Below are 23,417 nucleotides of genomic sequence, written 5' to 3'. Positions count from 1 at the left end.
GTCATTAATGTCCGACAGGAATATATCCGGCTTCACGGATAAATTCAGCGCCGTCTGGACCATAGATATAGTCAATAAACGCCTGGGTCAGCCCCTTAGGTTGTCCCTTGGTATTCATATACAGCTTACGCACTACAGGGTATTCGCCGGAAGCACAGGCTTCATTGGTGGGCAGCACATTATCCAATATCGGCGCTTTCACTGTCTGATCGATATAACCGACACTGCTGTAACCTATGGCACCGGGATCGCGGGCAATCGCAGTTTTCATCGCACCATTGGAAGGTACAACATTGGCCTGAGCCGAAACCGGCGACTTATTCAGCAACTTTTTAACAAATACCGAGCGGGTACCGCTGGCTTCGTCACGGGTGAAAATATTGATCTGCCGATCTTCACCACCCAGGCTCTTCCAGTTGGTTATTTTACCGGAATAGATATCCATCACCTGTTGCGAGCTCAGCTGTTGAATGGGGTTGGCCGGATTGACGATAACCGCAACGCCATCGATGGCAAATGGGAAAGAAAGCAGACCGTATTTCAGTTCACCCGGCTTCAGAGGGCGGCCGGTATTACCGATTTCAACCAGTCCCTTGGCAACTTGCTGCGCCCCCACACCACTGCCGCCACCGGCAATAGTAATGCGAATATCGTTATTGGCAGACATAATAGTTTTTGCCGCCTGCTTCATCACAGGGATATGCGCGGTACCACCGGCAATGTTCAAGGTACCGGACAAGTTTTCAAAGCGATCGAGCTCAGACGCCATGCCAACAGCAGGAACCGCCAGCACAGAGCATAATAACAACTTGATAAATCTGAATTTAAGTCGCATGTCATTTCCTTTGGAATGCACTTGAGCCGAAACAGTCAGCCCAAATAAATAGGTGTAGTTCGGTGCCGAGCCTCACGGCGCGCAATGATAACAATCACATCAAATCAACCTTTTGACTCAAATCACAAATAAACCCAACAAAAGTAACCGCCCCAACGACAGGAACCTATGACAGTCAGGACCAAACAACCGAAACCGAGCTCAGAATGATTTCCATACTGGCTCTGCAGCTCAATATGCCCTCCCTAGCCGAAACCACTCTGGCTGAGTTAAGCCGCTTGAACGACAGTTTTCTACCGCAATATGCGCACATATTGCGCCTCGGCGGTAACGGGCAACAGGCACTGGAAACCTATCTGGATTACCTGGGAAAGTACCCGCAAGACTTGCAGGTATGGTTAAAACTGGCGCAGTTCATGCGAGCAGTACAACAAAATGATGCCGCCATCACCGCATTTTCCAGAGTCCTGGAGCTCGACCCCAATAATCTCAGCGCCAAGCAGGGATTAGCCGAACTACAAACCCAGAAATAGAGATGGTGCAAGCAAGCCACTTGTATGTGGCTTACAGTCTGGGATGCAAGGCGTGGTTCGCAGCAAATGACTCAAGTCCTTTACAATAGACTCGCCTTCCCCTGGCCGCCGCATGCGGCCTTTCTTTTCCCCTTTCGCCACCGTTATAATGCCCCGGCAAATAAGCGCAGTTCCGGAGAACAAAACTTGAATCACAGCTATATTCCACTCGATCAGTATCGCCGTAAATGGATCTTCAACCATAAGGATCTGCCGGTCAGTGACCAGGATAAGACGGCTATATTGCCGCTGGATCAAAAGAGCGCCATGGAAGTGTGGAATCGCTGGATAAGCAACAAAAGCAGCTGCGCCGAAGACTTTACCAAGGGCGATTGGGCCAGCCGCAGCTCCACCTGGCACCAGACCGAATACTGGCAAAGCCATTGGGACAGCGAAGACAACAGCCTACCGGAACCCTTGGCCGATTTTATTGATTGGCCGGCAGATACCCCTGTGTATTTCTGCTATGAAAAGTATCAGGTGATCCAAACTCGCTGGGAAATCTTTGCCCGTAACTGGAAATGCTTTCTGTTTTTCGATGATGGCCCTTTGCTGATAAGTCCCAAACACAAGCAAGCCGTCTGGTTCAGTCAAGATGGCAACTTCAAAATGGGTCTGCGAGGCTAAGGAAGGTTTTTGGCAAACATTCAGTGAGCAAGAAGAACCTTGCCGGTTCAGCCACTCAGAACGACCAATACCAAGAGAACAAGATGAAAAAAATAATCTTAACCGCTCTATTACTTGGCTTATCGCTGTCTGCCACAGTGGATGCCCGCGAAATTGCCGGTGAAAATATTCCAGATACTCTAAACATTCAGGCGGCAACGCCGCTTAAGCTCAATGGTGCCGGGGTACGCAGCAAGTTCTTTATGGATCTCTACATAGGCAGTCTCTATCTGCCAATAAAAGCGACCACTACAGCCGAAGTATTGGCGCAGCCTCAGGCGGCGGTCAGCTTGAAAATAGTCTCGGGTCTTATCACCGCAGATAAGATGCGCTCGGCGATAACTGAAGGTTTCGATGACGCCACAGGCGGCAAAACCGAAGCTATACAAGCCGATATCGACCGATTTATGAGCCTGTTTCAGGAAGAGATCAAACAAGGCGACAGCTTCCTCCTGTATACCAGCCAGGAAAATGGTGTCAGTGCCTACAAGAACGGTGAGCTGCAAGACACTATCGCCGGAGAGAACTTTCGCCGCGCGCTGCTAAATATCTGGCTCGGTGACAAACCGGCGCAGAGCAGCCTGAAAAAAGCGATGCTGGCCGACTGAACTCCTCAGCCAGAAAATCGCTCAATCGAAAGGGAGAAGTTGCCCGCCACGGCGGGCAACTCAATCAAAAACGATAGCTAAGATGAACAGCGCCTGCCGGATAGTTATCCAACTCGCGCTTGATCTCAGGTTCACTCAACTCAAGTTCCGGGTTGATGAAGTAACCCACATAGGCGTTGAGATTGAATCCTTGTCCCAGCTGCCAACCCAAACGGGCGAAGCTGCTGACTTCGGTCAATTCCAGCGTTTGCTCATTTTCCCCCACCAAAATCCGCTCAGTGCGCTGGGAGGCTCCCAGCCCCAACTCCATATCCGGTGAGATCCGATAACTGAACTCTATCCCGGCAGGACCGGTAAAACCTGCCTGAAACGGGTTGCCCACCCGCCATCTATCACTGAGTTGCCAATCGATAAGCAGATAAGGAACCGTACGCACCTCACTGATATCATTAAGATATGCAATACCAAAACCCAACATATTACCCGAGTTGAACCTGTGAACAGCACCGGCTATCACACCATAACTTTCGGCATCCGAAGAGGAGACTTCATCACTGTAGGCATACTGTAACTGAGGCGTTAGCATCAAGCTCCAGTGTCTATTCAGCTTATATCTCAGGCTGATGGAAGCTGAATAACGCTGAGCAGAGTCAAACTGGCTGGCAGCAAAAATCCTATCGGCAACACTATTGTCAGGTAAAGCGGAAAAATCCCAGTCCAGTTTGTCATAACCCAGGCTGACACCCAGCCCCCAACGTTTATCCAGTTGCCAGTCAGCCCGCGCTCCCAGAAGATAACTGCGACGCCCCAGTTCCCCGCCACCATCAATATCCGAGTCGGCATTTTCAAAAGTGGCCAGACTCAGGCTATAGCGGGATGTCGAAGCCTCTGCGGCAAGCAACCCTGCACTGGCACTCAAAGTGCTCAGCAAGATAACTGTAGCCGTTTTGTTCATCTCATGTCCTTTTGCCGTTTAAATAAAAACTCAATTATAACCGTACGCTACCCCAACCTATGCGCTTTAAGAAACAATCCGGCCGTCTCAAGGCAATAATCCCTGTGCTGCGCCTCGAGTTGCCCGGTGTCCAGCCCCAACTCTTTTCTGAGCCGTAGCTCACCAAATAACATCAGGCTCAGCCTCACCGCTGCTTGGCGCTTATTGCCGAAGTGATAACCGCCATGACGCTCAACCTGAGTAAAGAAATCCACCAGCAACCCCAACATGTACTCGGGTCCGGCATCGAAATAAAGCTGCGCCGGTTCCGGATGAGTATCGACCTGGGAAACACAGGCGCGATAAACGGTAATAGCATCTTCACTGACGATCAGCTCGCCGAAATACTCGGCAAACACCGCCAGCGCCTGCTCCGGCCGGGCGGCGTCGGCCAACAGTTCTTCAGCAACCTGACGCACCACACATTTGGACTCGATAGCTGCCACAAACAGCTCATCCTTGCAGCCAAAATGAGCGTAAACAGTTTGTTTCGATACCCCGGCCCTCTTGGCCACTTCATCCATGCTGGTATGGGGAAACCCCTGGGCGCAGAAAAGTTCGATAGCGGCCTCCAGTATCTGAGCCCGCTTCTGCTCGCTACGAGTTAATTGCTGATTATTCATAACCTTATGACTTACACCTTGTTCGGCAACGTCTTGGAAGGCATTAGAACATAAAATAGACTAGACAGTCCAGTTCAGCCAAATTAGACTAGCAAGTCCAGTTTAACTTATTGCTAACAATCGGTAATCAGCACAGGGAGACGTCATTGCAACAGCGCATCAAGGAAGTTAAAAAACCAAATGCTTCAGGGCTAAAAATCAAATTTACCCACCTCCAAGGCCAGGGTCGCGCCGCGCTGTTGGTTGCCCTTACCTTGATGTTATGCCTGTCAGCCTGCCAACCACAGCCCGTTGAGCAAAGTGAAACCAAACCTGCAGTGGTCAGCAGTGCCGCTCTTGTACTCAAGCCAAGTTACACCAAGCTGCAGCAATTCAGTGGCAGCGTGCGCGCCGGCAATACCACAGGCATAGGTTTCGAGCTCCCAGGAAAACTGCAAAAACTCCTGGTAGATACCGGCGATAGAGTCGAGCGAGGACAATTGCTGGCACGGCTGGATACCAGCTTGCTGGAAGCCGAACAGACCGAATTACAGGCGGCACTGGATCAGAATAATGCCGATATCAAACTGGCCCAGGCAACGTTGAAACGCTCACTGGAACTCAGAGCCAAACAATATCTTTCCGAGCAGCAGCTCGATGAACTCAAAGGCAAACTGGCCAGCTTGGAAGCCGGGCACGCCAGGCTGGGAGCCTCACTGAAAGCCAATGAACTTAAACGGCAAAAATCGCTTCTCATCGCCCCCTTCGCCGGGGTGATAGCCGCCAGAGAGCATAATCTCGGTGAAGTCATTGCCCTGGGCAGCCCGGTCTTTACCTTGGTGCAAAGCAACAATCTGCAAGCACTGATAGGGGTGCCGCTGAATATTGCCGAGCAGTTGCAACCTGGTGTAATTCTCAAGCTCAGAGTCGCCGAACACTATTACCAGGCCAAGTTAAAAGGGATCAGCGGCCAAATAAATCCCGTCACCCGCACAGTACAACTCAGGTTTAGTATCGACTCTGCCTCTGAAACCACACCTATCAATGGCGAACTGGCTTATTTGCAGTACCGCCGTGAAGTTCTCCGTGAAGGCTACTGGGTCCCGGTGTCGGCGCTCACCGACGGTATTCGCGGTCTGTGGAATCTGTATGTGCTCAAACAAGATACCGATGGGTTTAAACTGCAGCGCCGTGATGTGGAAATTCTCTATACCGAAAGCGACAACGCCTTTATCAGCGGCGCCATCAGCCCGGGAGAGCAGTTTGTCACCACGGGCCTGCATAAGCTGGTTGCCGGGCAAAGAGTCGCGCCAAGCGCCGCATCAACAGCAAGAGGTGGACAATGAACCCTCTTATTAAGGCTTTTGTCGAGAATGGCCGCCTCGCCAGCCTATTGATAGCCCTGTTGCTGGTTGCCGGGCTCGGCGCCATATCCAGCCTGCCACGCACCGAAGATCCCCATATCACCAACCGCTTTGCCTCTGTGATCACCAGCTATCCAGGCGCTTCCGCCGAACGGGTCGAGGCACTGGTGACTGAAGTACTGGAAAATGAGCTGAGACGACTGGAAGAGCTCAAGCTTGTCCAGTCCACCTCAAGACCCGGGGTCTCGGTGATTCAACTCGAGCTCAAAGATAACGTCACAGCAACCGAGCCGGTATGGTCGAGAGCCAGAGATCTGCTGGCCGATAGCGGCAGCCGCTTGCCGGCAAGTGTCAATCCACCGGTACTCGACGATCAGCTGGGTTACGCCTACACCGCCATCATAGGCCTGGGATGGCACGGCGGCGGTGAAGCGCGTCCCGACATTCTCAGCCGTTACGCCAAAGAGTTGCAAAACAAACTACGGCTCTTGAGCGGCACAGACTTTGTCAAACTCTATGGCGCGCCGACGGAGGAAATTCTGGTCACGCTGGATGGCGAACGTATCAATCGGCTCGGGCTGACACCGGGAGCCGTAGCCGACATTCTCAATCGCGCCGATACCAAGGTGTCGGCCGGTGAAATTAACAACCAGAGCTTCCGGGCATTGGTAGAGGTTTCCGGCGAGCTCGACTCGCTGGAGCGAATCCGTCAGGTGCCGCTGAAAACCGACCGTTTCGGGCAACTGATCCGCCTTGGCGATATCGCAACAATCAACCGCCAGCCCAAAGATCCGTGGGATAATCTGGCGCTGCTTGACGGTGAGCCCGGTATTATGGTGGCCGCCCGCATGCTCAACAACACCCGGGTGGATATCTGGAGTGAACAAGTGCGCCGGATCACAGCCGAGTTGGAACAAAGTTTTCCCGCCAATATCCGCATGCAATGGCTGTTTGAGCAGGAAGGTTACACCAACGAGCGCCTGCAAGAACTGCTGTTCAATCTGCTGCAGGGGTTTGTGCTCATTCTCCTGGTGCTGCTGGTGACTGTCGGCATGCGCAATGCGTTTATCGTCGCCTTGTCACTGCCACTGACGGCACTATTTACCCTGGCCTGCATGAAGTTTACCGGCCTGCCCATTCATCAGATGTCAGTCACCGGCTTGGTGGTGGCACTGGGGATCATGGTGGATAACGCCATTGTGATTGTCGATGCCATTGCCCAGCGCCGCCGCGAGGGCATGAGTAAGCTGCAGGCGGTCAACACCACCATCAGGCACCTGTGGCTGCCGCTTGCCGGCTCCACCATCACCACCATGCTGGCATTCGCGCCGATAGTGCTGATGCCTGGCGCCGCCGGCGAGTTTGTCAGTGGTATCGCTATTTCAGTGATCTTTGCCCTGCTCGGCTCCTACCTCATCTCCCACACCCTGATAGCCGGTCTCGCCGGGCGTTTCAGCCGCGCCAGGGACAACAATCGCTGGTATCACCAAGGGGTAAACCTGCCAAGGTTGGCCAGAGCCTATAGTCAGACTCTGCAACTGGCGCTCAACTACCCGAAAACTGCTGCGCTGCTGATCGGTATCTTGCCACTGACAGGCTTTGTGGCCTCCGGGCAGATGACAGAGCAGTTTTTCCCGCCATCGGATAGAAACATGTTCCAGCTGGAGCTCTATCTTTCGCCCCATGCCAGCCTGGCGAGGACAGAGCAGAGAGTCAAACAACTCGATAGAGAGCTGCGCAGCACTGACGGCATAGAAAGCGTCAATTGGGTCATAGGCGGGAACGTGCCATCCTTTTACTACAACCTGACTCAAAAACAGCAGGGCGCCAGCCAATACGCCCAGGCAATGATAACAACCCGCGACTTTCGCACCGCTAACCGCTTAATTCCCGAGTTGCAACAGCAGCTGGATAGAGACTATCCGGATGCGCAGATCCTGGTGCGTAAACTGGAGCAGGGTCCGCCCTTCAACGCCCCTGTGGAGCTAAGGCTCTATGGCCCCAACCTCGACCGCCTGGCCGAGCTTGGAGATGAGGTGCGGCGACTGCTGGCAGAGACCCGGGATGTGATCCACACCCGGGCGACCCTGAGCCCGGGGGCGCCCAAGGTGTGGCTGCAGCTCGATGAAGATGCCAGCCTGATGGCCGGCCTGAGTTTGAGTGAGATCGCCTCACAGATCCAGATGTCCACCACAGGCATCACAGGTGGCAGTTTGCTGGAGCAAACTGAATCGCTGCCGGTGAGAGTCAAGCTCGGCGCCGGTGTCGGCGAACAGCAATCCAGGCTGTCACAAATAAGCCTGCTGGCGCCCAATAGTGAGTCGATTCCGCTTTCGGCCGTGAGTCAAAGCCATGTCAATGCCAGCCGCGGCGCTATTCCTCACTACAACGGCCAGCGGGTTAATATACTCGAAGCCTATATCGCCTCAGGAGTGTTGCCGCAAAAAGTACTGGAGCGGATTAAACCCAAGCTTGCCGAGCTCAATCTGCCCGCCTCCTACCGGATAGAGATAGGCGGTGAGAGTGCCAAACGCGATGAAGCCGTGGGTAATCTACTCTCCAATATCGTCTTGGTAATCACCTTATTGCTGAGCGTCTTAGTGCTCTCCTTTAACTCTTTCAGACTCACAGGGATCATTCTGCTCAGCGCCCTGCAATCGGCAGGGCTCGGATTGCTGGCGGTCTGGGCTCTGGGTTATCCCTTTGGCTTTACCGTGATAATAGGTCTGCTGGGCTTGATGGGCCTGGCTATCAATGCCGCGATAGTGATCCTGGCGGAGCTCGAGTCCGAGCCTATGGCGCGCCTGGGCAACACAGACGTGATTCTTGCAGGGGTCATGCGCTGCAGTCGCCATATCGCTTCGACTACAATCACCACAGTGGGCGGCTTTCTGCCGCTGATCCTGGCCGGCGGTGGTTTTTGGCCGCCCTTTGCCATCGCCATTGCCGGGGGCACAGCGCTGACCACCCTCTTATCTCTGGTTTGGGTACCTGTGGTCTACTCCCTGTGGTTGAAGCCGCAGCCCGAGTGTTCCCGCAACTTGCCGTTGAAAAATGAATATTAACCCCAAAAGACAAGCGCGGGCCGGATCGTCGTCGCTATTGATGTTGCGCGTATCGCCCTAGTATCAACCCGCTTGCGCCTCAAACTATTCGGCAGCGCTTTGTTCGAGCCTCTCCCAAGTCTCTGCAGACAGGAATGTATGTTGCCCCATGAGTAATACTCGTACTTCTTGGAAATCTTCTTTTATTAATCAAATAGTTACAACCACTTATTTCCATCATCTGATTTACCCACTTTATGGTTTAATCAACAGCGCAAACAAAGTTGCAAGCGTCATGTAACACATTTTGCGAATGTAATATAAAAAACAAAAAGTTATCCTTGCGGCGTCGCTATAATAAAGCATCTTCTAAAATAAAAGGTCGGGTCCATAGTTAGATTCAGGTCAAAACTTGTTTAACCTGAATGAGATAAAGTTCAACAAACCGGTCAAACAGGAATAACGATAATGAATTACCGCAACTGGCCTATCGCCAAACAGATCGGCACACTGGCTTTTGTGCTGACAATTTTGGTGTTTGGCGTTCTGAGTAGCATCTCCTACCTGACAGCCTCATCTACCCTGAAAGAGAAAGCGATAACCGCCATGGAGCAACAGGTCCATGGAGTCGATGATCTGCTGGCATTGCAATACGAGAGCTTGCTATCTCTGGCTCATCGCAATGCCGATGTATTCAGGGCCATGTATCCGGGCCAATTCCATAAACCGGAAAACAAGACGGTTAGAGTTCTTGGAATGGATACCCCTGCATTGATGCATGAAAAGGAACAGCTCAACTCTTCCCGCAGTAAAGTTGACCGATATGCCAACCTCACCGGCGGTAATGCCACAGTATTCGTTCGTGACGGCGATGACTTCCTTCGTATAGCAACCTCACTGAAAAAGGCCGATGGCAGCCGCGCGCTGGGGACTTATCTAGGCACAAAACACCCGGGCTATCAAAAACTTATTCAGGGTCAGGACTATGAGGGCTATGCCAAGCTGTTCGGCCGCGACTATATGACAGTTTACCGTCCGGTCAAAGACGTTCAGGGCTCGGTGATAGGTATTCTCTACATAGGTTTCGACATTAGCGATTCCCTGGTTCAGCTGCAGCAATCGGTCAAACAGCTTCGCCTGGAGGAAAGTGGCACCTATCTGCTGCTGCGCCGCGCCGACAAAGTGGTAGTGGCTCATCCAAGTTTACCTCAGGGTCAAACCATCACAGAGGCCGATCTGGACGGCATGCCACTTGATGAACTAATGAACAGTGAGGGAGTTAAAAGCTACCTCAATGGCAAAGGCGTGGAGATGATTGCCTACAGTGCCACTATCCCCGGCTGGAACTGGGAGCTTATTGGTCAGGTTAAGGCCGCCGAGCTGAATGAAGAGAGCCAAACTCTGCTGCTAATCAATGCCATGGTCGCCGTGGTTGGCATTTTGGTTATCACTATTTTGCTCTCTGTTGTACTGGTACGCACCGTCAGGCCGTTACAAACTCTGCAACGTCATATGGAAAACCTGGGCAAAGGCGATTTCAGCCAAGCACTGCCAAAACTCGACAGCCGCAGCGAAAACGAAGTGGTGCGGATAAGCAACAGCGTCACCGAAATGACCATGGGGCTCAAGCAACTGCTTCAGGCGCTGCAAGGCTCGGTACAGACGTTGGAATACCAGGCAGAACAAGCTCAGGAAGTCGCCCGTCTCAACGGCGATGAAGCCCAGGCTCTGATGGCTCAAACCGATCAAATCGCAACCGCTATCGAGGAGATGTCCACCTCGATACGCGATGTCGCCAATCACGCCGGAGAAAGCGCTAACCAGAGCCAGCAGGTGGATGAAGCCTCCCGCGCAGGTCACCAGCAACTGACTCAGGTAGTACAGGGACTGGAAACTCTCAGCATACAACTGAGTGAAAGCCATATTGCGGTCGAAGGTGTAGCTAAAGAAAGTGAAGCTATCAACACCATTACAGAAGTTATCAATGGTATCGCCGAACAAACCAACCTGCTGGCACTGAATGCCGCCATCGAAGCCGCCCGAGCCGGTGAACAAGGACGCGGTTTTGCTGTGGTGGCCGATGAGGTGCGCACCCTTGCAAGCCGCACCCAGGCGTCGATTTCGGAAATCGGTCAGACCATCACTTCGCTGCAAGCCAAGGTCAAAGATACGGCTATGCGCATGGATCAGAGCCATCAGTTGGGTAATCGCTCCGCCGAGCAGGGAGAGGAAGCCAACAATCAGTTAACTGCCATTGCCCAGCGAATTGCCGATCTGGCCGTATCTGTCAGCAGTATTGCCAGCGCTACCGAACAACAAAGTGCTGTAGCCGAGGAAGTGACCCGCAACCTGCATCAGATAACCGATCTGGCCCGTGAAGGCGATATCCGTGCCACAGAAACAGTCACCTCAGCCAAAGAGCTGACAGAGTTGGCCGCCGCACTGAAAAAACAGATAAGTGTCTTCAAAGTCTGAGAAATGAGGAAGTCTCGGCAAAAGTAAAGGCTGAGAAATGACATGGAAAACACTTGATGCCATAAGCCGCCCAAATAGAGAACCCAGCTAAGCTGGGTTCTCTTGTGTTATAGCAAGGGTTACTGCAACTTCAGTTGCAGTAACCCAGATAAGCGGTCAATCCTTTGCAATGATTATCCAATAATTATCGACTCGTATTCTCAGGGCATTAACCGAAGAACAAACGCCAAAGCCAAGAGGCGTCCAAATCTTCCTTGCATTGATTGTACTGGGCAGCATAACGACGGGAGCGATTGTCCACCTTATCGGCCACTCGCACCAGCCAGGCCTTGCTGCGGTAACTGCCACGTTTGTAGCCGCCCCAGCCTTCGTGATAATTGAGATACTGGTTACGGGCGTCCCACTTGGACACGCCATTGATCTTATGGCTCTTGTAGATAAACCAGCCCATAAAATCCATTGCATCATCAAAATCGCTGCGACTGGCCCAGCTGTTGCCGGTCTCACGCACATAATCGTCCCAGGTCATGGTCTTGGCCTGGGCATAACCATAAGCGTCACTGGCGCGCCCGATGGGAATGATCCACAAGAAATATTCCATAGGTGGCGCCGCATTATGCTTGAAGGAGCTCTCCTGATACATCATAGCCAAGGGCACATGCACGGGAACGCCCCACTTTTCGCGGGCATCCTTGGCGGCGTTGTACCAAGATCTGTGCTCTTTGAAGATGGCGCAGATATTATCGGGATCTTTGGGAGGCGAAGTGGCGCAGCCGCCCAAAAACAGGGAGGCGGTAATGGCGAGCACCGGGAAAAATTTGGATAACAACTGTTGCTTCACGAAAATCTCACAGTTTTCAAAGGCCAGGCCTTGGGTTGAACTTGGGCTCAGTGTCGCCCGAGTCAAACATCAAATGCAACCTGAGCCTCTGAAAAAGTGAGCTTTATTGTGTCTTAGGCAGTTCACATTCATGAACTTCCTGTTGCCAAACCACAGGCTCCCAGTAGTCGGTATCTTTGCCGGTATAGCGCCTGTCGGTATTGAACTTGGCCGCCAGGTGATAACGTTGCCCGGCTTCCACCTGCAACTTAAGTTCCTTGGGTGTGCGGGCCGACAGCCGTACCTTGAGCTCAGGTGAATCTATCAGCTCAGAGACGGTAAAACTGTGTTCACCCGGTGGTAACTGATAGTTGGGTTTAGAGATCACAGGTTGGCCATCAAGATGGGTGACCACCAGGCGATAAAACTGCTGCTCCCGATCCGGCTCCAGATAACCTGAAACCGTACCACATTCGCGCCCGGGCTCAGGAGCACTGGCGCAGGCCGACAGCAACACTGCTGCGGCCGAGATTAACAACAAAGACTTCACTGACTGACTGCTTCCTTGGCTGGTTCATCGGCAAAATACTGAACCAGAAAATCATCAAAACTCAAACCTTCTGCGGCTTCCAACTGCAACTGACTCTCGATTGAGGCCTGGGCTTCAGCTTCAAAAGAAGCCAGCGCCGCGGCACTCAGCGGATAATTCAGCAGCTGCTGCTGATATTCTTTTGCCAATGCCATCACCCAGGCGCCGTGATCCAGCCCCTTTTCCGCCAGGGTCTTCATCACCTGCCCAGACAGGGTTTCATTCGGGTCGATAACGGCTTGATGCCACTTGGCCAGCGCCTGTTGATATTGGTCGTCATCTTTTCCATCGAGCAGCTCGGCCAATTGCTGCAACTCGGCAAACAGAGCTAGCATCCACTGCTCGCGCTCCACAGGCACGCCATTTTGATTCAGCATCAAACCAGGTTTACGCCCTTCCAGCACCACGGCCTTAAGATTGGCGCCTATCTCTTGCTCACCGGCGGCGTCTGTGGTCGCCGAAGGACTCAACAAACAGTAGAGCAGGAACAGATCCAGAAAATGCACCTGAGAGGCTTCAATACCTATAGCACTGAAGGGGTTTACATCCAGCGCCCGCACTTCGATATATTCCACCCCGGCTCTTGCCAACGCCTCGGAGGGTTTTTCACCGCTACGGGTCACCCGCTTGGCGCGAATGGGGGCATAGAACTCATTTTCTATCTGCAACACATTGGCGTTGAGCTGGCGATATTCGCCGTCGACTTTCACCCCTATGTTGGCAAAGTTGTCCGAAGGCATCTTGATGGCGGCACGGATCCCCTGAAGGTAATCCGCCAGCGAGTTATAGCTGATACTGAGCCGCTCCTGTTCCTTATTGGTGTAACCCAAATCACTCATTCTCAGTGAGGTGGCCCAGGGTAGATACAGGGTGCCAAGGCCCATTTTTTCAAAATCCAGCTCTGTCTGCTGCTCTTTGATGAAAGAGTGGCACAACGCCGGCGAAGCACCAAACAGATAAGGCAGCACCCACACCAAACGACGATAGTTGCGGATAAGGCCGAAGTAACGTTCCGAGATAAAATCACAACGGGAAACCGACTTATCACTCTGGGCATAGAGTAAATCCCAAAGCTCATCAGAAACCGAGAAGTTAAAGTGCACCCCTGAGATGATCTGCATCAAGGCGCCGTATCTGTAGGTCAGCCCCTTGCGATAGAGGGTCTTCATCCGCCCAGCATTGGAACTGCCATATTGGGCAATGGGAATATCCTTCTCGTCGCCCACATAGCAAGGCATGCTCACGGGCCAAAGCTGTTGTCCCTTAAGCTGATTGAGAGTAAAAGCATGGGTTTCGGTGAGGCCGGTGAGCAGCTCATCTATGCTGTGGGTAACCGGCGTAATGAACTCGAGCAACGCCTCACTGTAATCGGTTGTGATCCGCGAGTGAGTCAGGGCCGAGCCCAGGGTTTTGGGGTGACCATCCATAGCCAGGTGCCCGCTGGCATCAATTCTCAAGGCTTCTCGCTCAATCCCACGGCGCATATCCTTAAGTGCGGCGCGACCTTCGGCTCCTTTGAGCATTGCGACAGATTCGGTAAATGACTTCAAATTCTTGTTCTCTGCTTGGGCGGCCTAAGCCTTTATCTGGCCAATAGACCCGGGCATACCTGCTCCGCTTTCATCTTTTGGTATTCAGCACCAAAAGGCACAGGACTGCTCTGTGTGACGGTTGCCCAAAAATAAAGCCTAAGCGGCCTTTCAGGCAAGTGTAATTTAAAAGACACAGGCGGTGATGCCCTTTCAAGCATCACCGCCTTGCGTAGTGGCAAGCGAGTCGTAACCCGCTGCGGTTAAGATCAATATGGGGTCAAAGTGGCCGTTTTACAAGGGCAGATTGATCACTGAATAACCCATTGCCTTAATCCCGGGCTCAATAAGATTTTTATCCCCGACCACCAATATCTGCATGCTGGCAGGATCCAACCATTCTTTGGCCAATTCATTGAGGCTGCCCAGCGTGGCATCATTGATAATCTCATCCTGACGGGCGGTAAAATCATCGCTCAGACCGTACTTCTGGATCATGCGGATAAAACCGGCCTTTTGGTAAGGCGTTTCATAATCCAAAGCCTTACCCTGAGAAATAGAAGCCCGCATAAAGTTAAGCTCTTGTGTCGTCATCCCCTTATCATGATAAGCCTTGAGCTCCTTGATAAACTCGGCCAGCGCCTTGTCGGTGACATCACTGCGAACGCTGGCACCCGCTTTGAAGTAGCCCTGCTCAATCCCACCACTGAAGAAGCTGCGGGCACCATAGGTGTAGCCCTTGTCTTCCCTGAGGTTAAGGTTGATACGGCTGTTGAAGGCGCCGCCTAAAGGATAGTTCATCAAGTAAGCCTTGAAGAAGTCGCCCGTGGCATCGTAAGGCAGGGCGCGCTTGCCTATGCTGATAACCGACTGGGCCGCTCCCGGCTTATCGATAAGGAATACCACTCCGGGTTTGCCCTCGGGCAGCTCACTCAAGGCCGGCAAAGACACCGCCTGACCGCCCCAGGACTCTAATCCCTTGAGCTTGCCGATTAACTGCTCGCGTGGCAGGTCGGTTACCGCCACCAGTTGAGCGTTACCGGCGCGATACTGCTCCTTATAGAAAGCCTTGATATCATCGAGCGTCAGCTGGCTGACACTCTCAAGCGTGCCGTTATCATTGACACCGAGACTGGTCTGGCTGCCAAACAGCAACTTGCTGAATCCCTCTTCGGCCAGATAGTTGGGATCCGATGCCAGATGTTGCAGGCTCTGCAACTGTTGCTGTTTTACCCGCTCGAAATCGGCTTCCTTGAAGCCTGGCTCAAACAGCCTTTCTTCGACTATCGCCAGGGTCTTATCCAGGTTTTCGGTCAAGGCCGAGATCCGGATGCTGCTTTGATAACCGCTACTGTCAAACACCACGGAAGATCCCAGCAGCTCCAGCGCCTGAGCCAGTTCTTCACTGCTGCGTTTGGCGCTGGACTCATTGAGCATGGCCGCCGTCAAACCGGCGAGCCCGGCCTTTTCCACCGGCACCAGTCTGTGACCGCCGTTGAGGTAGATGACCAGCTCGGTAGTGGGCGTTTCATGGCTTTCAGTGCCCATGACACTGATACCGTTGTTCAGCTGGGCAGACCAAAGCTTGGGCACCTGCATGGAGGGCGCCTTGCCGGCAGCGGGGATCTTACTGCGATCGAAACTGCTGTTGGCACTTACGGCCTGCTGCAACCCGGCAACGGCTTCGGCGGCAACCCTTGGCTCAGGCGGGGTGAAATTATCGGCCTTGGCCACCAGCGCCTTGGCACCCATGGGCACAACGCTCATCACCACACTGGGCTTATCCTTGATATAGCGCTTAAATACCCGCATTACATCTTCTTTGGTCACTGCATCATAGCGGGCCAAATCTTTGGCTATCTGATTGGGATCACCGGCAAATGTCTGGTTATAGGCCAGGTTGGACACCTTACCCGAGACACTCTGCAGCGAGAAGATACTGTCGGCGCGGAACTGCACCTTGACCTTCTGCAGATCCTCATCTGTGACGCCCCGCTGTTCAAATTCGGCAATCGATTCGCGGATCTTGGCCTCTATCGGCGCCAGAGCTCCACCCTTGGCCGGATTGGCCAAGGCGTAGATGGACATCTGACAGGCAAGCTCCTGGCAAGGATGACTGACCCCGGCCTGCACCGCATAACCATCTTTCACCAGATTCTTGTAAACCAGCGAGGTCTTGCCACCACCAAGAATATTGGCCAACAGATCCAGCGCAGCCTCATCCTGGTGACGGGCATAAACGGTTGGGAAAGCCATGCGGATGAGTGGCAGATGGACCTTATCTTCCATCGAGATATAGCGGCTCTTGTCCAGCGTTACCAAAGGCTTGGCATCGGCTAAGACTTCAGGCCCTTTGGGAATATCTCCAAAGTACTTGCTGACCCAGGCCAATGTTTGCGCGGTATCTATATCGCCGCCTATGGTCAGAGTGGCATTGTTGGGGCCATACCAGCGTTGGAAGAAGTGTCTTACATCGTCAGGCGTGGCGCGGTCGAGATCCTCCGGCCAACCGATAACAGGCCAGGAATAAGGATGACCGGCGGGATAAAACGCCTGATTGAAACGTTCATTCATCCGCCCATAAGGACGGTTATCGATGCGCTGGGCCCGTTCGTTTTTCACGGTTTCCCGCTGCACTTCAAATTTCTTGTCGGTCAGGGCCGGAAGCAGGTAACCCATGCGATCCGACTCCAGCCAAAGCATTTTTTCCAATTGATTACTGGGAACAGTTTCGAAATAGTTGGTGCGATCTGTGTTGGTGGTGCCATTCAAGGTGCCGCCGGCCTCGGTGACTATCTTGAAATGCTGTTCATCGGCCACATTCGCAGAGCCCTGGAACATCATATGTTCAAACAGATGGGCAAAACCACTGCGTCCGGCCTGCTCTCTGGCCGAGCCCACATGATAGGTGACATCCACATGCACCAGAGGATCAGAATTGTCCTGATGCAGTATCACGGTCAGGCCGTTGGCCAAGCGATACTTGCTGTAAGGGATACCGACTTCACCGGCCTTGGGGGTGACCGACTCGATGAGAGTCACTCCTGCCGGCAGTTGTACCGAGGAAACCTCAGCCAATCCTGTTTCGGTTTGCACTGAGCAACCCGCCAATGCGGCCGAAATTGCCGCTGCCAATAACCATTTCTTCAAAATGTTACTCCTTCAACCAGAAACCAAACTCAAAAAACTCATTGCAGCCACTCTAAAGCCAACAACACAATTATCAAATAGCGCAGGCCCTTGCCTGTCAAAATCATCAGAGTGGATTTTGTAAGAGGAAGTTTCATCCAACCTGCTAAAAGGCACAGAATATCGCCAATAAGCGGCACCCAGGAAAGTAACAAGGCCCAATAACCGTAGCGCTTCAGCAACGCCAGCGCCTGCTTGTGGCGACCGCTGTCGAGTTGCTCAGGCGTGACCGCCTTGCGCCCCAAGAGCCCAAGTAGATAGCTGCTCAAGGCCCCCAAGGTGTTGCCTATAGTGGCGCTAAGCAGCAGCGGCCATGCCATCTCCGGCTGCTTGTCCAGCAAAGCCAGCAACAAGACTTCCGAGCCTCCTGGCAGCAGTGTCGCAGCCAAAAAAGCACCGCTGAACATCAGCCAGAGTTCCCACATAAGATACCTTCCTGCATACTGCTTGAATCAAAGGCCCGTCCAGGCGGACTTTAAAGATAAATGGATAAAGACTGATTTTTTAGTGCTGAAAGATATAAGAAAATGGCGCCCTTGCCCAGCTAAGTCTCAAGCATTCCAGCATAACATCGCCATAAAACAGTAACAGCTAGCGGGCAAAACCCGCCCGAAGAGGGACAAAGAAAGGAGTCTTAAATGCAGGAGCTGAACTTTATTCAATCTGTTCAGGAGCGGGATATTGATTTGATGTTGCTGGAGGAATTCCACACCTCAACGGCCTTCTGCAATTGGTTGGCTTCCCGTGTGTATGAATTCCCCCACGCCGTAGAGTTTGTCGGCGCCTGGCATTCTGTCATTCACAATCAATACGGCGAGTCGGATCTCGTGCTGATTTTCAACGCCAATGACGGCTCCCATCAAGCCATTCTTATCGAAAACAAGATAGATGCAACGCCACAACAGCAACAAGGATTAAGGTATCGCTATCGCGGCGAACATGGGATAGAACAGGGCCATTGGGTTGATTTTCGCACTTGTCTCTTGGCTCCACAAAAGTACCTGACATCCAACAATGAGCCCTATGATAAAACCATCGCCTATGAGGAAATCATGGCATACTTTGTCGCCCAAGGGGTATGGTACCGAGCACGGCTTATGGCCGAGAGCATCAGCAAGCAAAGACGCGGATACCTGCCCAGCATTAGCCCCGAAGTCACAGAGTTTGCCAGGTGTTATCTTGAGTTTGCGAAAATACATCACCCGGAGTTGAACCCGGAAACCCCCAAAAACCGCGCCGCCGGACATTCTTGGCTGCATTTCTATCCGCTGCTGCCCAATAAACATATCCGCATCGTTCATCAATTGGCCGGAAGCCTGGTCAAAATCATGTTTCTGGGCGCGGCCGAGCAGCTTGATATGCTCACGCAAGCCTTCGGTGCATTTGCAAGCACTGGACTCGTGATCAAACGTTCCGGCAAATCTGTGGTGATGGAACTAGCTACGCCCCCCATTGACCCTTTCAAAGACAAATTCGAAGATGTCCTGCCGCAAGTAGAGCAAGCCATTGCCCAAGCCAAGAAACTGAGACAGATGTTAATTCAGGTGCTGGCAGATAAAGGCATTGCAGCGAGCAATATTCAAGCATCTGACTGGTACTCCGGGAGTATCCCAGTCTATGATTAAGCCATATCTCTTTGAATAGTGAGCAATCATGGCCCGTCTCTTGTTTCTGCCTATTATCCTTTCCCTATTTTGGATGGCGTTTTTACACTTCAATAAAGTCCCTTTGGCGCAGGGGAAACGCGGTTTTATTTGGATAATTGGCGTCAGTGGCGCCTTGATTGCCCTACTGTCATTAGCCATCTGGCTGACGGCCTAAGCTTTTGATATAAGCCTTTAAAATGAGTGCTTGAACTGACCCAGAGAGTACCAAAACCCGTTCGTTGCGGATTGTTCTCTAGCGAGCCTTAAAACAGATAACCGGCGCGGCACACTGGCTACGCCGGTTATCTTTCAACGTCATTGAACTCAGGGATTCAGCGAGCAAAACGCTTAATTGCCCAATACCGCCAGCAGAATACCGGCAGCGACCGCACTGCCCAGCACCCCTGCCACATTGGGGCCCATGGCGTGCATCAACAGGAAGTTTTGCTGATTGGCCTCTAGCCCCACCTTATTCACCACCCTGGCGGCCATGGGAACGGCCGAGACCCCGGCGGCACCGATTAAGGGGTTAACCTTACCACCACTGAGTTTGCACATAAGCTTGGCCATCAAGACCCCGGCAGCGGTGCCAATGCTGAAAGCCACTGCCCCGAGCAGCAAGATCCCCAGTGTCTCGACCCGAAGAAACTGCTCGGCCGAGAGCTTGGAACCCACCGCCAACCCGAGGAAAATGGTGACTATATTGATAAGTTCGTTCTGCGCCGTGTTGGAAAGTCTATCCACCACACCTGACTCACGCATCAGATTTCCTAAGCAGAACATGCCCACCAGGGGGGTCGCCGTCGGCAAAAACAGTATGGTCATTCCCAGCACCATAAGGGGGAAGATGATCTTCTCCTTCTTGCTGACTTCCCGCAGCTGTTCCATCTTGATCTGCCGCTCGGCTTCCGTGGTCAAGGCCCGCATGATGGGAGGCTGAATGAGCGGCACCAAAGCCATGTAGGAGTATGCCGCCACCGCAATGGCTCCCAGCAAATCAGGCGCCAGTTTGGAGGCGAGAAAAATGGCCGTGGGGCCATCGGCGCCGCCTATGATGGCGATGGCACCGGCATCTTGCATACTGAACTCAAACCCGGGCACCAGGTTCAGGGCTATCGCACCAATCAGGGTGGCGAAGATCCCGAACTGAGCAGCAGCTCCCAACAGCAGCATCTTGGGGTTGGCTATCAGGGCACCGAAGTCTGTCATGGCGCCGACCCCCATAAAGATCAGCAGCGGAAAAACCCCGGTATCTATGCCCACATGATAAACATAGTAGAGCAGCCCATTTTCCTCGGTAAAACCTGCGTTGGGGATATTGGCCAAAATGGCGCCGAAACCGATGGGAAGCAGCAGCAATGGCTCAAACTTGCGCACTATTGCCAGATACAACAGCAAGGCGCCGACCAACATCATCAAGGCCTGCGGCCAGGTAAAGTGCGCTATTCCCGTCTCGGACCAAAAAGCGAGTAAACCGTCCATCATAGCTCCTTAGGCCAGTGCCAACAGCTTGGTACCGACGCTGACGGCATCGCCTTCCTTGACCAGGATGCGGCTAACAACACCATCGGCCTGAGCCCGGATCTCAGTTTCCATCTTCATCGCTTCGAGGATGATAACGACATCACCGGCGCGAACGCTGTCTCCGGCGGCCACCTGTACCTTAAAGATATTGCCGGAAAGCGGCGCGCTCATCTCCAGTTCCGGGCCTGAGGCAACAGCAGAAGCCTGCACAGGGGCAGCCTGCGGCTCAGCCACAGGCAAAGGCGCAACCTGACTGATATCACCGCCTTCACTGACCTGCACCACAAAGCGCTGGCCCTGCACATCCACGGTATAAACCTCCGGTTGACGACCACCGGCCTTGGTTTGAGTTGCTTGTGGCTGAGGAGCTTCCAATTCTGGCTTGGGTTCAAATGCCGCAGGATTGCCACGATTCTTAATAAACTGCAGGCCGATTTGCGGGAACAGGGCATAAGTCAGCACATCATCATCGCGCTCTTCGCTGAGGCTCAGACCTTGCGCCAACGCTTTTTCGGCCAGTTCGGCCCGCAAATGTTCAAGCTCGGGTGCGAGCAGATCAGCCGGGCGACAACTGACAGGCTCCGCCCCCTGCAACACCCGCTGTTGCAATTCACTGTTGACCTTGGCCGGGGTGGCGCCATATTCGCCCTTGAGTACTCCTTCCGTCTCCTTGGTCAGCGACTTATAGCGCTCACCCATCAGCACATTGATTACCGCTTGAGTACCGACAATCTGAGAGGTGGGGGTCACCAGCGGAATAAAACCCAGATCTTCCCGCACTCTGGGGATCTCCTCGAGCACTAGATCCAGCTTGTCCTCGGCGCCCTGCTCTCTGAGCTGGTTTTCCATATTGGTCAGCATGCCACCCGGCACCTGAGCCCGCAGAATGCGTGAGTCTATACCCTTGAGTGCCCCTTCGAAACGGGCATATTTTTTTCTGACCTCACGGAAATAGGCGGCAATCTCCTCCAGCAGCGCCAAGTCATAGCCTGTTGCCCTATCGGTGTCTTCGACCATGGCAACCAAGGTTTCGGTGGCACTGTGACCATAGGTTTGACTCATGGAAGAAATGGCAGTATCCAGCACATCGACCCCGGCCTCTATCGCCTTTTGATAGGTTGCGGTTGATAACCCTGTGGTGGCATGGCACTGCATGGTGATCAAGAGATCGGTTTCCGACTTCAAGCGGCTTATTAGCTCAAAGGCCTCCATCGGCTTGAGCAAACCGGCCATGTCCTTGATACAGAGTGAATGGCAGCCCATGTCTTCCAGCTGCTTGGCCATCGTCAGCCAGGTTTGCTGTGTATGTACGGGGCTTGTGGTATAAGAAATTGTGCCCTGGGCATGGGCACCAACATCAATCACGGCTTTCAGCGCCGCTTGCAAGTTGCGCACATCATTCATGGCATCGAACACCCGGAATACATCGACCCCGCTCTCATGGGCGCGCTCGACAAACCGGGTCACCAAGTCGTCACTGTAATGGCGATAACCCAGCAAATTCTGGCCCCTCAATAACATCTGCTGCGGGGTATTGGGCATGGCCTGTTTCAGCGCCCGGATCCGCTCCCAGGGGTCCTCACCCAAATAACGGATACAGGCATCGAAGGTAGCACCGCCCCAGGATTCCAGGGACCAGAAGCCAACACTGTCCAACTTGGCGGCGATTGGCAACATATCGTCGATACGCATTCTGGTTGCCAATAATGATTGGTGAGCATCCCGCAGGACAACGTCGGTTAATGCTAAAGCTTTACTCATCTTTCTTATCCATCAGATTACGGCAGTTAAGCCTGTTTGCGGTATTGGTGAATGGCACAGCTAATAGCTGCCAACTGTTGCGGCGTGGGCGCACCGGCCTGGGGCGCGACTGTGAATTGCGCCCCTCCCATGCCCTGAGTTTGTGACTGACTCTGTTCCAAATTGGGTTTGGGGGCCAAATAGCGTGCCGATACTCTGATCCCCAAAATCAGCAGCCCCAAGAACAGATAAACCAGCCCCATACCAAGCAGCATAATCCCCACGGCTTCCAAGAGTTGCTCAGAAAGCGACATTATATCTTCCTCATTTTGTTAACAGATTGGCAGGCCTTTTCCTGTCTATGATTTGCTTGGGGCGATAACGCTCACTCCCCCAGGAGCTAACACCAATAATAAATATGCGAAAAAATATGATTTTCTGTCATTAGATGTTTTAGCCTAGCAGGCCAGCCTCTGCCAGACTATGTGACTTAGGTCAAAAACGATAACCAATCTATAACAAACAACCCCTACCCATGTAAATTGGTCATACCAAAATAAATCAATAAAAGTTCAAAGAGGATGATGATTCATAAATATTCATCTTGAGTTTTTAAGGAAAAGACAATGACACTATCAATATGAAGTAAAGCTGACATAGAGAATGTCTGTAAGACCAGTGAGCTTCAACATAGAGGCATTATGAATATAAATGGGGAGCCGTTAATTTTATCCGGGTAAGTTCGCTTCCCGCGGTGAAGTTGTCCGTGATGGATTCCCTAAAAATCAATCAGCCCGGTTAGCAGCCGCAGCCTGAAGCAACAGCGAAATGGTAAGCAAAGCAGGTGTAAGGCCCAGAGGAGGACTTTATCGCAAGGCGCAAATGAACCTGTATCTCCGCGGGCAAGTTTTCGGATAAAACACCACAGGAAAGTAATTACAAACGGGTAAGAGTCAGATAGCAAAACGCCCCGCGATTGCGGGGCGTCTTACTTCTTTGCTATTTGGTGCGCATGGAAGGAGTCGAACCTCCGACCGCCTGGTTCGTAGCCAGGTACTCTATCCAGCTGAGCTACATGCGCTTAATCCGGAACTCAGAAAGCTTGGCTCTCAGAGTATAGTAAAGAATGGCGGAGAAGGAGGGATTCGAACCCTCGATGGGAGATAAAGCCCATACTCCCTTAGCAGGGGAGCGCCTTCGGCCACTCGGCCACCTCTCCG

At 52.8% G+C, this 23,417-nt stretch carries 19 protein-coding genes and 2 tRNA genes; 8 read left to right on the top strand and 13 right to left on the bottom strand.

What is annotated here, in order from left to right; all coding sequences use genetic code 11:
- Nucleotides 1–4: 4 nt before the first annotated feature.
- The gene (locus ACMHXH_RS00675; protein ID WP_039034381.1) at nucleotides 5–835 is read right to left on the bottom strand and encodes a phosphate ABC transporter substrate-binding protein; all 831 of its coding nucleotides are present in this window, start codon (nucleotides 833–835) and stop codon (nucleotides 5–7) included.
- Nucleotides 836–1,041: 206 nt separating this feature from the next.
- On the opposite strand from ACMHXH_RS00675, the gene ACMHXH_RS00670 reads away from it, so the two are divergent.
- The 3 genes from ACMHXH_RS00670 to ACMHXH_RS00660 all read left to right on the top strand — a co-directional run bounded on the left by ACMHXH_RS00670 (nucleotide 1,042) and on the right by ACMHXH_RS00660 (nucleotide 2,681).
- Nucleotides 1,042–1,368: a tetratricopeptide repeat protein gene (locus ACMHXH_RS00670; protein WP_039034382.1), complete on the top strand. Its 327-nt coding sequence runs from the start codon at nucleotides 1,042–1,044 to the stop codon at nucleotides 1,366–1,368.
- A gap of 186 nt (nucleotides 1,369–1,554) precedes the next feature.
- Nucleotides 1,555–2,034, top strand: a complete 480-nt coding sequence (locus ACMHXH_RS00665; protein WP_039034416.1) for a DUF2947 domain-containing protein — start codon at nucleotides 1,555–1,557, stop codon at nucleotides 2,032–2,034.
- An 83-nt stretch (nucleotides 2,035–2,117) separates the two neighbouring features.
- Nucleotides 2,118–2,681, top strand: a complete 564-nt coding sequence (locus ACMHXH_RS00660; protein WP_039034417.1) for a chalcone isomerase family protein — start codon at nucleotides 2,118–2,120, stop codon at nucleotides 2,679–2,681.
- Between the two features lie 64 nt (nucleotides 2,682–2,745).
- On the opposite strand, the gene ACMHXH_RS00655 is transcribed toward ACMHXH_RS00660, so the two are convergent.
- Together ACMHXH_RS00655 and ACMHXH_RS00650 are read right to left on the bottom strand one after the other, a co-directional pair.
- Nucleotides 2,746–3,636: a DUF6268 family outer membrane beta-barrel protein gene (locus ACMHXH_RS00655; protein WP_039034383.1), complete on the bottom strand. Its 891-nt coding sequence runs from the start codon at nucleotides 3,634–3,636 to the stop codon at nucleotides 2,746–2,748.
- Between the two features lie 47 nt (nucleotides 3,637–3,683).
- Nucleotides 3,684–4,298 (bottom strand): TetR/AcrR family transcriptional regulator, encoded by a 615-nt coding sequence (locus ACMHXH_RS00650; protein ID WP_039034384.1) that lies wholly within the window; start codon nucleotides 4,296–4,298, stop codon nucleotides 3,684–3,686.
- A 257-nt stretch (nucleotides 4,299–4,555) separates the two neighbouring features.
- On the opposite strand from ACMHXH_RS00650, the gene ACMHXH_RS00645 reads away from it, so the two are divergent.
- The 3 genes from ACMHXH_RS00645 to ACMHXH_RS00635 all read left to right on the top strand — a co-directional run bounded on the left by ACMHXH_RS00645 (nucleotide 4,556) and on the right by ACMHXH_RS00635 (nucleotide 11,160).
- The gene (locus ACMHXH_RS00645) at nucleotides 4,556–5,623 is read left to right on the top strand and encodes an efflux RND transporter periplasmic adaptor subunit (RefSeq protein WP_413737498.1); all 1,068 of its coding nucleotides are present in this window, start codon (nucleotides 4,556–4,558) and stop codon (nucleotides 5,621–5,623) included.
- On the top strand, nucleotides 5,620–8,706 hold the full coding sequence (locus ACMHXH_RS00640; protein WP_335912851.1) for an efflux RND transporter permease subunit: 3,087 nt from the start codon (nucleotides 5,620–5,622) through the stop codon (nucleotides 8,704–8,706). Before ACMHXH_RS00645 ends, ACMHXH_RS00640 begins: the two co-directional genes overlap by 4 nt.
- A gap of 447 nt (nucleotides 8,707–9,153) precedes the next feature.
- A complete protein-coding gene (locus tag ACMHXH_RS00635; protein ID WP_039034386.1) occupies nucleotides 9,154–11,160 on the top strand; it encodes a methyl-accepting chemotaxis protein in 2,007 nt (668 codons plus the stop codon).
- A 208-nt stretch (nucleotides 11,161–11,368) separates the two neighbouring features.
- On the opposite strand, the gene ACMHXH_RS00630 is transcribed toward ACMHXH_RS00635, so the two are convergent.
- The 5 genes from ACMHXH_RS00630 to ACMHXH_RS00610 form a co-directional block, all read right to left on the bottom strand.
- Nucleotides 11,369–12,001 (bottom strand): hypothetical protein, encoded by a 633-nt coding sequence (locus tag ACMHXH_RS00630; RefSeq protein WP_413737494.1) that lies wholly within the window; start codon nucleotides 11,999–12,001, stop codon nucleotides 11,369–11,371.
- A gap of 103 nt (nucleotides 12,002–12,104) precedes the next feature.
- Nucleotides 12,105–12,530, bottom strand: a complete 426-nt coding sequence (locus tag ACMHXH_RS00625) for a hypothetical protein (protein WP_039034387.1) — start codon at nucleotides 12,528–12,530, stop codon at nucleotides 12,105–12,107.
- Nucleotides 12,527–14,092: a glutamate--cysteine ligase gene (gene gshA, locus ACMHXH_RS00620; protein ID WP_335912860.1), complete on the bottom strand. Its 1,566-nt coding sequence runs from the start codon at nucleotides 14,090–14,092 to the stop codon at nucleotides 12,527–12,529. The genes ACMHXH_RS00625 and gshA overlap by 4 nt, the downstream gene beginning before the upstream one ends.
- Before the next feature lie 300 nt (nucleotides 14,093–14,392).
- The gene (locus ACMHXH_RS00615; protein WP_335912853.1) at nucleotides 14,393–17,248 is read right to left on the bottom strand and encodes a pitrilysin family protein; all 2,856 of its coding nucleotides are present in this window, start codon (nucleotides 17,246–17,248) and stop codon (nucleotides 14,393–14,395) included.
- A 38-nt stretch (nucleotides 17,249–17,286) separates the two neighbouring features.
- Nucleotides 17,287–17,712, bottom strand: a complete 426-nt coding sequence (locus ACMHXH_RS00610) for a YqaA family protein (RefSeq protein ID WP_039034390.1) — start codon at nucleotides 17,710–17,712, stop codon at nucleotides 17,287–17,289.
- Between the two features lie 213 nt (nucleotides 17,713–17,925).
- Between ACMHXH_RS00610 and ACMHXH_RS00605 the strand changes: the two genes are divergently transcribed.
- Both ACMHXH_RS00605 and ACMHXH_RS00600 read left to right on the top strand, forming a co-directional pair.
- Complete coding sequence (locus tag ACMHXH_RS00605; protein ID WP_071477250.1) at nucleotides 17,926–18,912, top strand: hypothetical protein; 987 nt, start codon at nucleotides 17,926–17,928, stop codon at nucleotides 18,910–18,912.
- A 28-nt stretch (nucleotides 18,913–18,940) separates the two neighbouring features.
- On the top strand, nucleotides 18,941–19,108 hold the full coding sequence (locus ACMHXH_RS00600; RefSeq protein WP_177192625.1) for a hypothetical protein: 168 nt from the start codon (nucleotides 18,941–18,943) through the stop codon (nucleotides 19,106–19,108).
- 173 nt (nucleotides 19,109–19,281) lie between these two features.
- On the opposite strand, the gene ACMHXH_RS00595 is transcribed toward ACMHXH_RS00600, so the two are convergent.
- The 5 genes from ACMHXH_RS00595 to ACMHXH_RS00575 form a co-directional block, all read right to left on the bottom strand.
- Nucleotides 19,282–20,415, bottom strand: coding sequence for a sodium ion-translocating decarboxylase subunit beta (locus ACMHXH_RS00595; protein ID WP_039034392.1), 1,134 nt, complete (start codon nucleotides 20,413–20,415; stop codon nucleotides 19,282–19,284).
- Between the two features lie 9 nt (nucleotides 20,416–20,424).
- Nucleotides 20,425–22,218 carry a sodium-extruding oxaloacetate decarboxylase subunit alpha gene (gene oadA, locus ACMHXH_RS00590; protein WP_226685149.1) on the bottom strand — a complete coding sequence of 598 codons (1,794 nt, stop codon included), beginning with the start codon at nucleotides 22,216–22,218 and terminating at the stop codon, nucleotides 20,425–20,427.
- Nucleotides 22,219–22,244: 26 nt separating this feature from the next.
- The gene (locus ACMHXH_RS00585) at nucleotides 22,245–22,511 is read right to left on the bottom strand and encodes an OadG family transporter subunit (protein WP_101096055.1); all 267 of its coding nucleotides are present in this window, start codon (nucleotides 22,509–22,511) and stop codon (nucleotides 22,245–22,247) included.
- 690 nt (nucleotides 22,512–23,201) lie between these two features.
- Nucleotides 23,202–23,278, bottom strand: a tRNA-Arg gene (locus tag ACMHXH_RS00580).
- 46 nt (nucleotides 23,279–23,324) lie between these two features.
- Nucleotides 23,325–23,416, bottom strand: a tRNA-Ser gene (locus ACMHXH_RS00575).
- Between the last annotated feature and the right edge of the window lies 1 nt (nucleotide 23,417).

This window comes from Shewanella sp. BJSY2023SW001 (genome assembly GCF_047314685.1).
Classification (GTDB): domain Bacteria; phylum Pseudomonadota; class Gammaproteobacteria; order Enterobacterales; family Shewanellaceae; genus Shewanella; species Shewanella indica.
This window is presented reverse-complemented; position numbering and strand designations above follow the sequence as displayed.

Coding starts and splice junctions, on each gene's coding strand:
- ACMHXH_RS00675 (WP_039034381.1), bottom strand. CDS start 835: ATGCGACTTAAATTCAGATTTATCAAGTTGTTATTATGCTCTGTGCTG.
- ACMHXH_RS00670 (WP_039034382.1), top strand. CDS start 1,042: ATGATTTCCATACTGGCTCTGCAGCTCAATATGCCCTCCCTAGCCGAA.
- ACMHXH_RS00660 (WP_039034417.1), top strand. CDS start 2,118: ATGAAAAAAATAATCTTAACCGCTCTATTACTTGGCTTATCGCTGTCT.
- ACMHXH_RS00655 (WP_039034383.1), bottom strand. CDS start 3,636: ATGAACAAAACGGCTACAGTTATCTTGCTGAGCACTTTGAGTGCCAGT.
- ACMHXH_RS00650 (WP_039034384.1), bottom strand. CDS start 4,298: ATGAATAATCAGCAATTAACTCGTAGCGAGCAGAAGCGGGCTCAGATA.
- ACMHXH_RS00645 (WP_413737498.1), top strand. CDS start 4,556: ATGTTATGCCTGTCAGCCTGCCAACCACAGCCCGTTGAGCAAAGTGAA.
- ACMHXH_RS00640 (WP_335912851.1), top strand. CDS start 5,620: ATGAACCCTCTTATTAAGGCTTTTGTCGAGAATGGCCGCCTCGCCAGC.
- ACMHXH_RS00635 (WP_039034386.1), top strand. CDS start 9,154: ATGAATTACCGCAACTGGCCTATCGCCAAACAGATCGGCACACTGGCT.
- gshA (WP_335912860.1), bottom strand. CDS start 14,092: ATGCTCAAAGGAGCCGAAGGTCGCGCCGCACTTAAGGATATGCGCCGT.
- ACMHXH_RS00610 (WP_039034390.1), bottom strand. CDS start 17,712: ATGTGGGAACTCTGGCTGATGTTCAGCGGTGCTTTTTTGGCTGCGACA.
- ACMHXH_RS00605 (WP_071477250.1), top strand. CDS start 17,926: ATGCAGGAGCTGAACTTTATTCAATCTGTTCAGGAGCGGGATATTGAT.
- ACMHXH_RS00600 (WP_177192625.1), top strand. CDS start 18,941: ATGGCCCGTCTCTTGTTTCTGCCTATTATCCTTTCCCTATTTTGGATG.
- ACMHXH_RS00595 (WP_039034392.1), bottom strand. CDS start 20,415: ATGGACGGTTTACTCGCTTTTTGGTCCGAGACGGGAATAGCGCACTTT.
- oadA (WP_226685149.1), bottom strand. CDS start 22,218: ATGAGTAAAGCTTTAGCATTAACCGACGTTGTCCTGCGGGATGCTCAC.
- ACMHXH_RS00585 (WP_101096055.1), bottom strand. CDS start 22,511: ATGTCGCTTTCTGAGCAACTCTTGGAAGCCGTGGGGATTATGCTGCTT.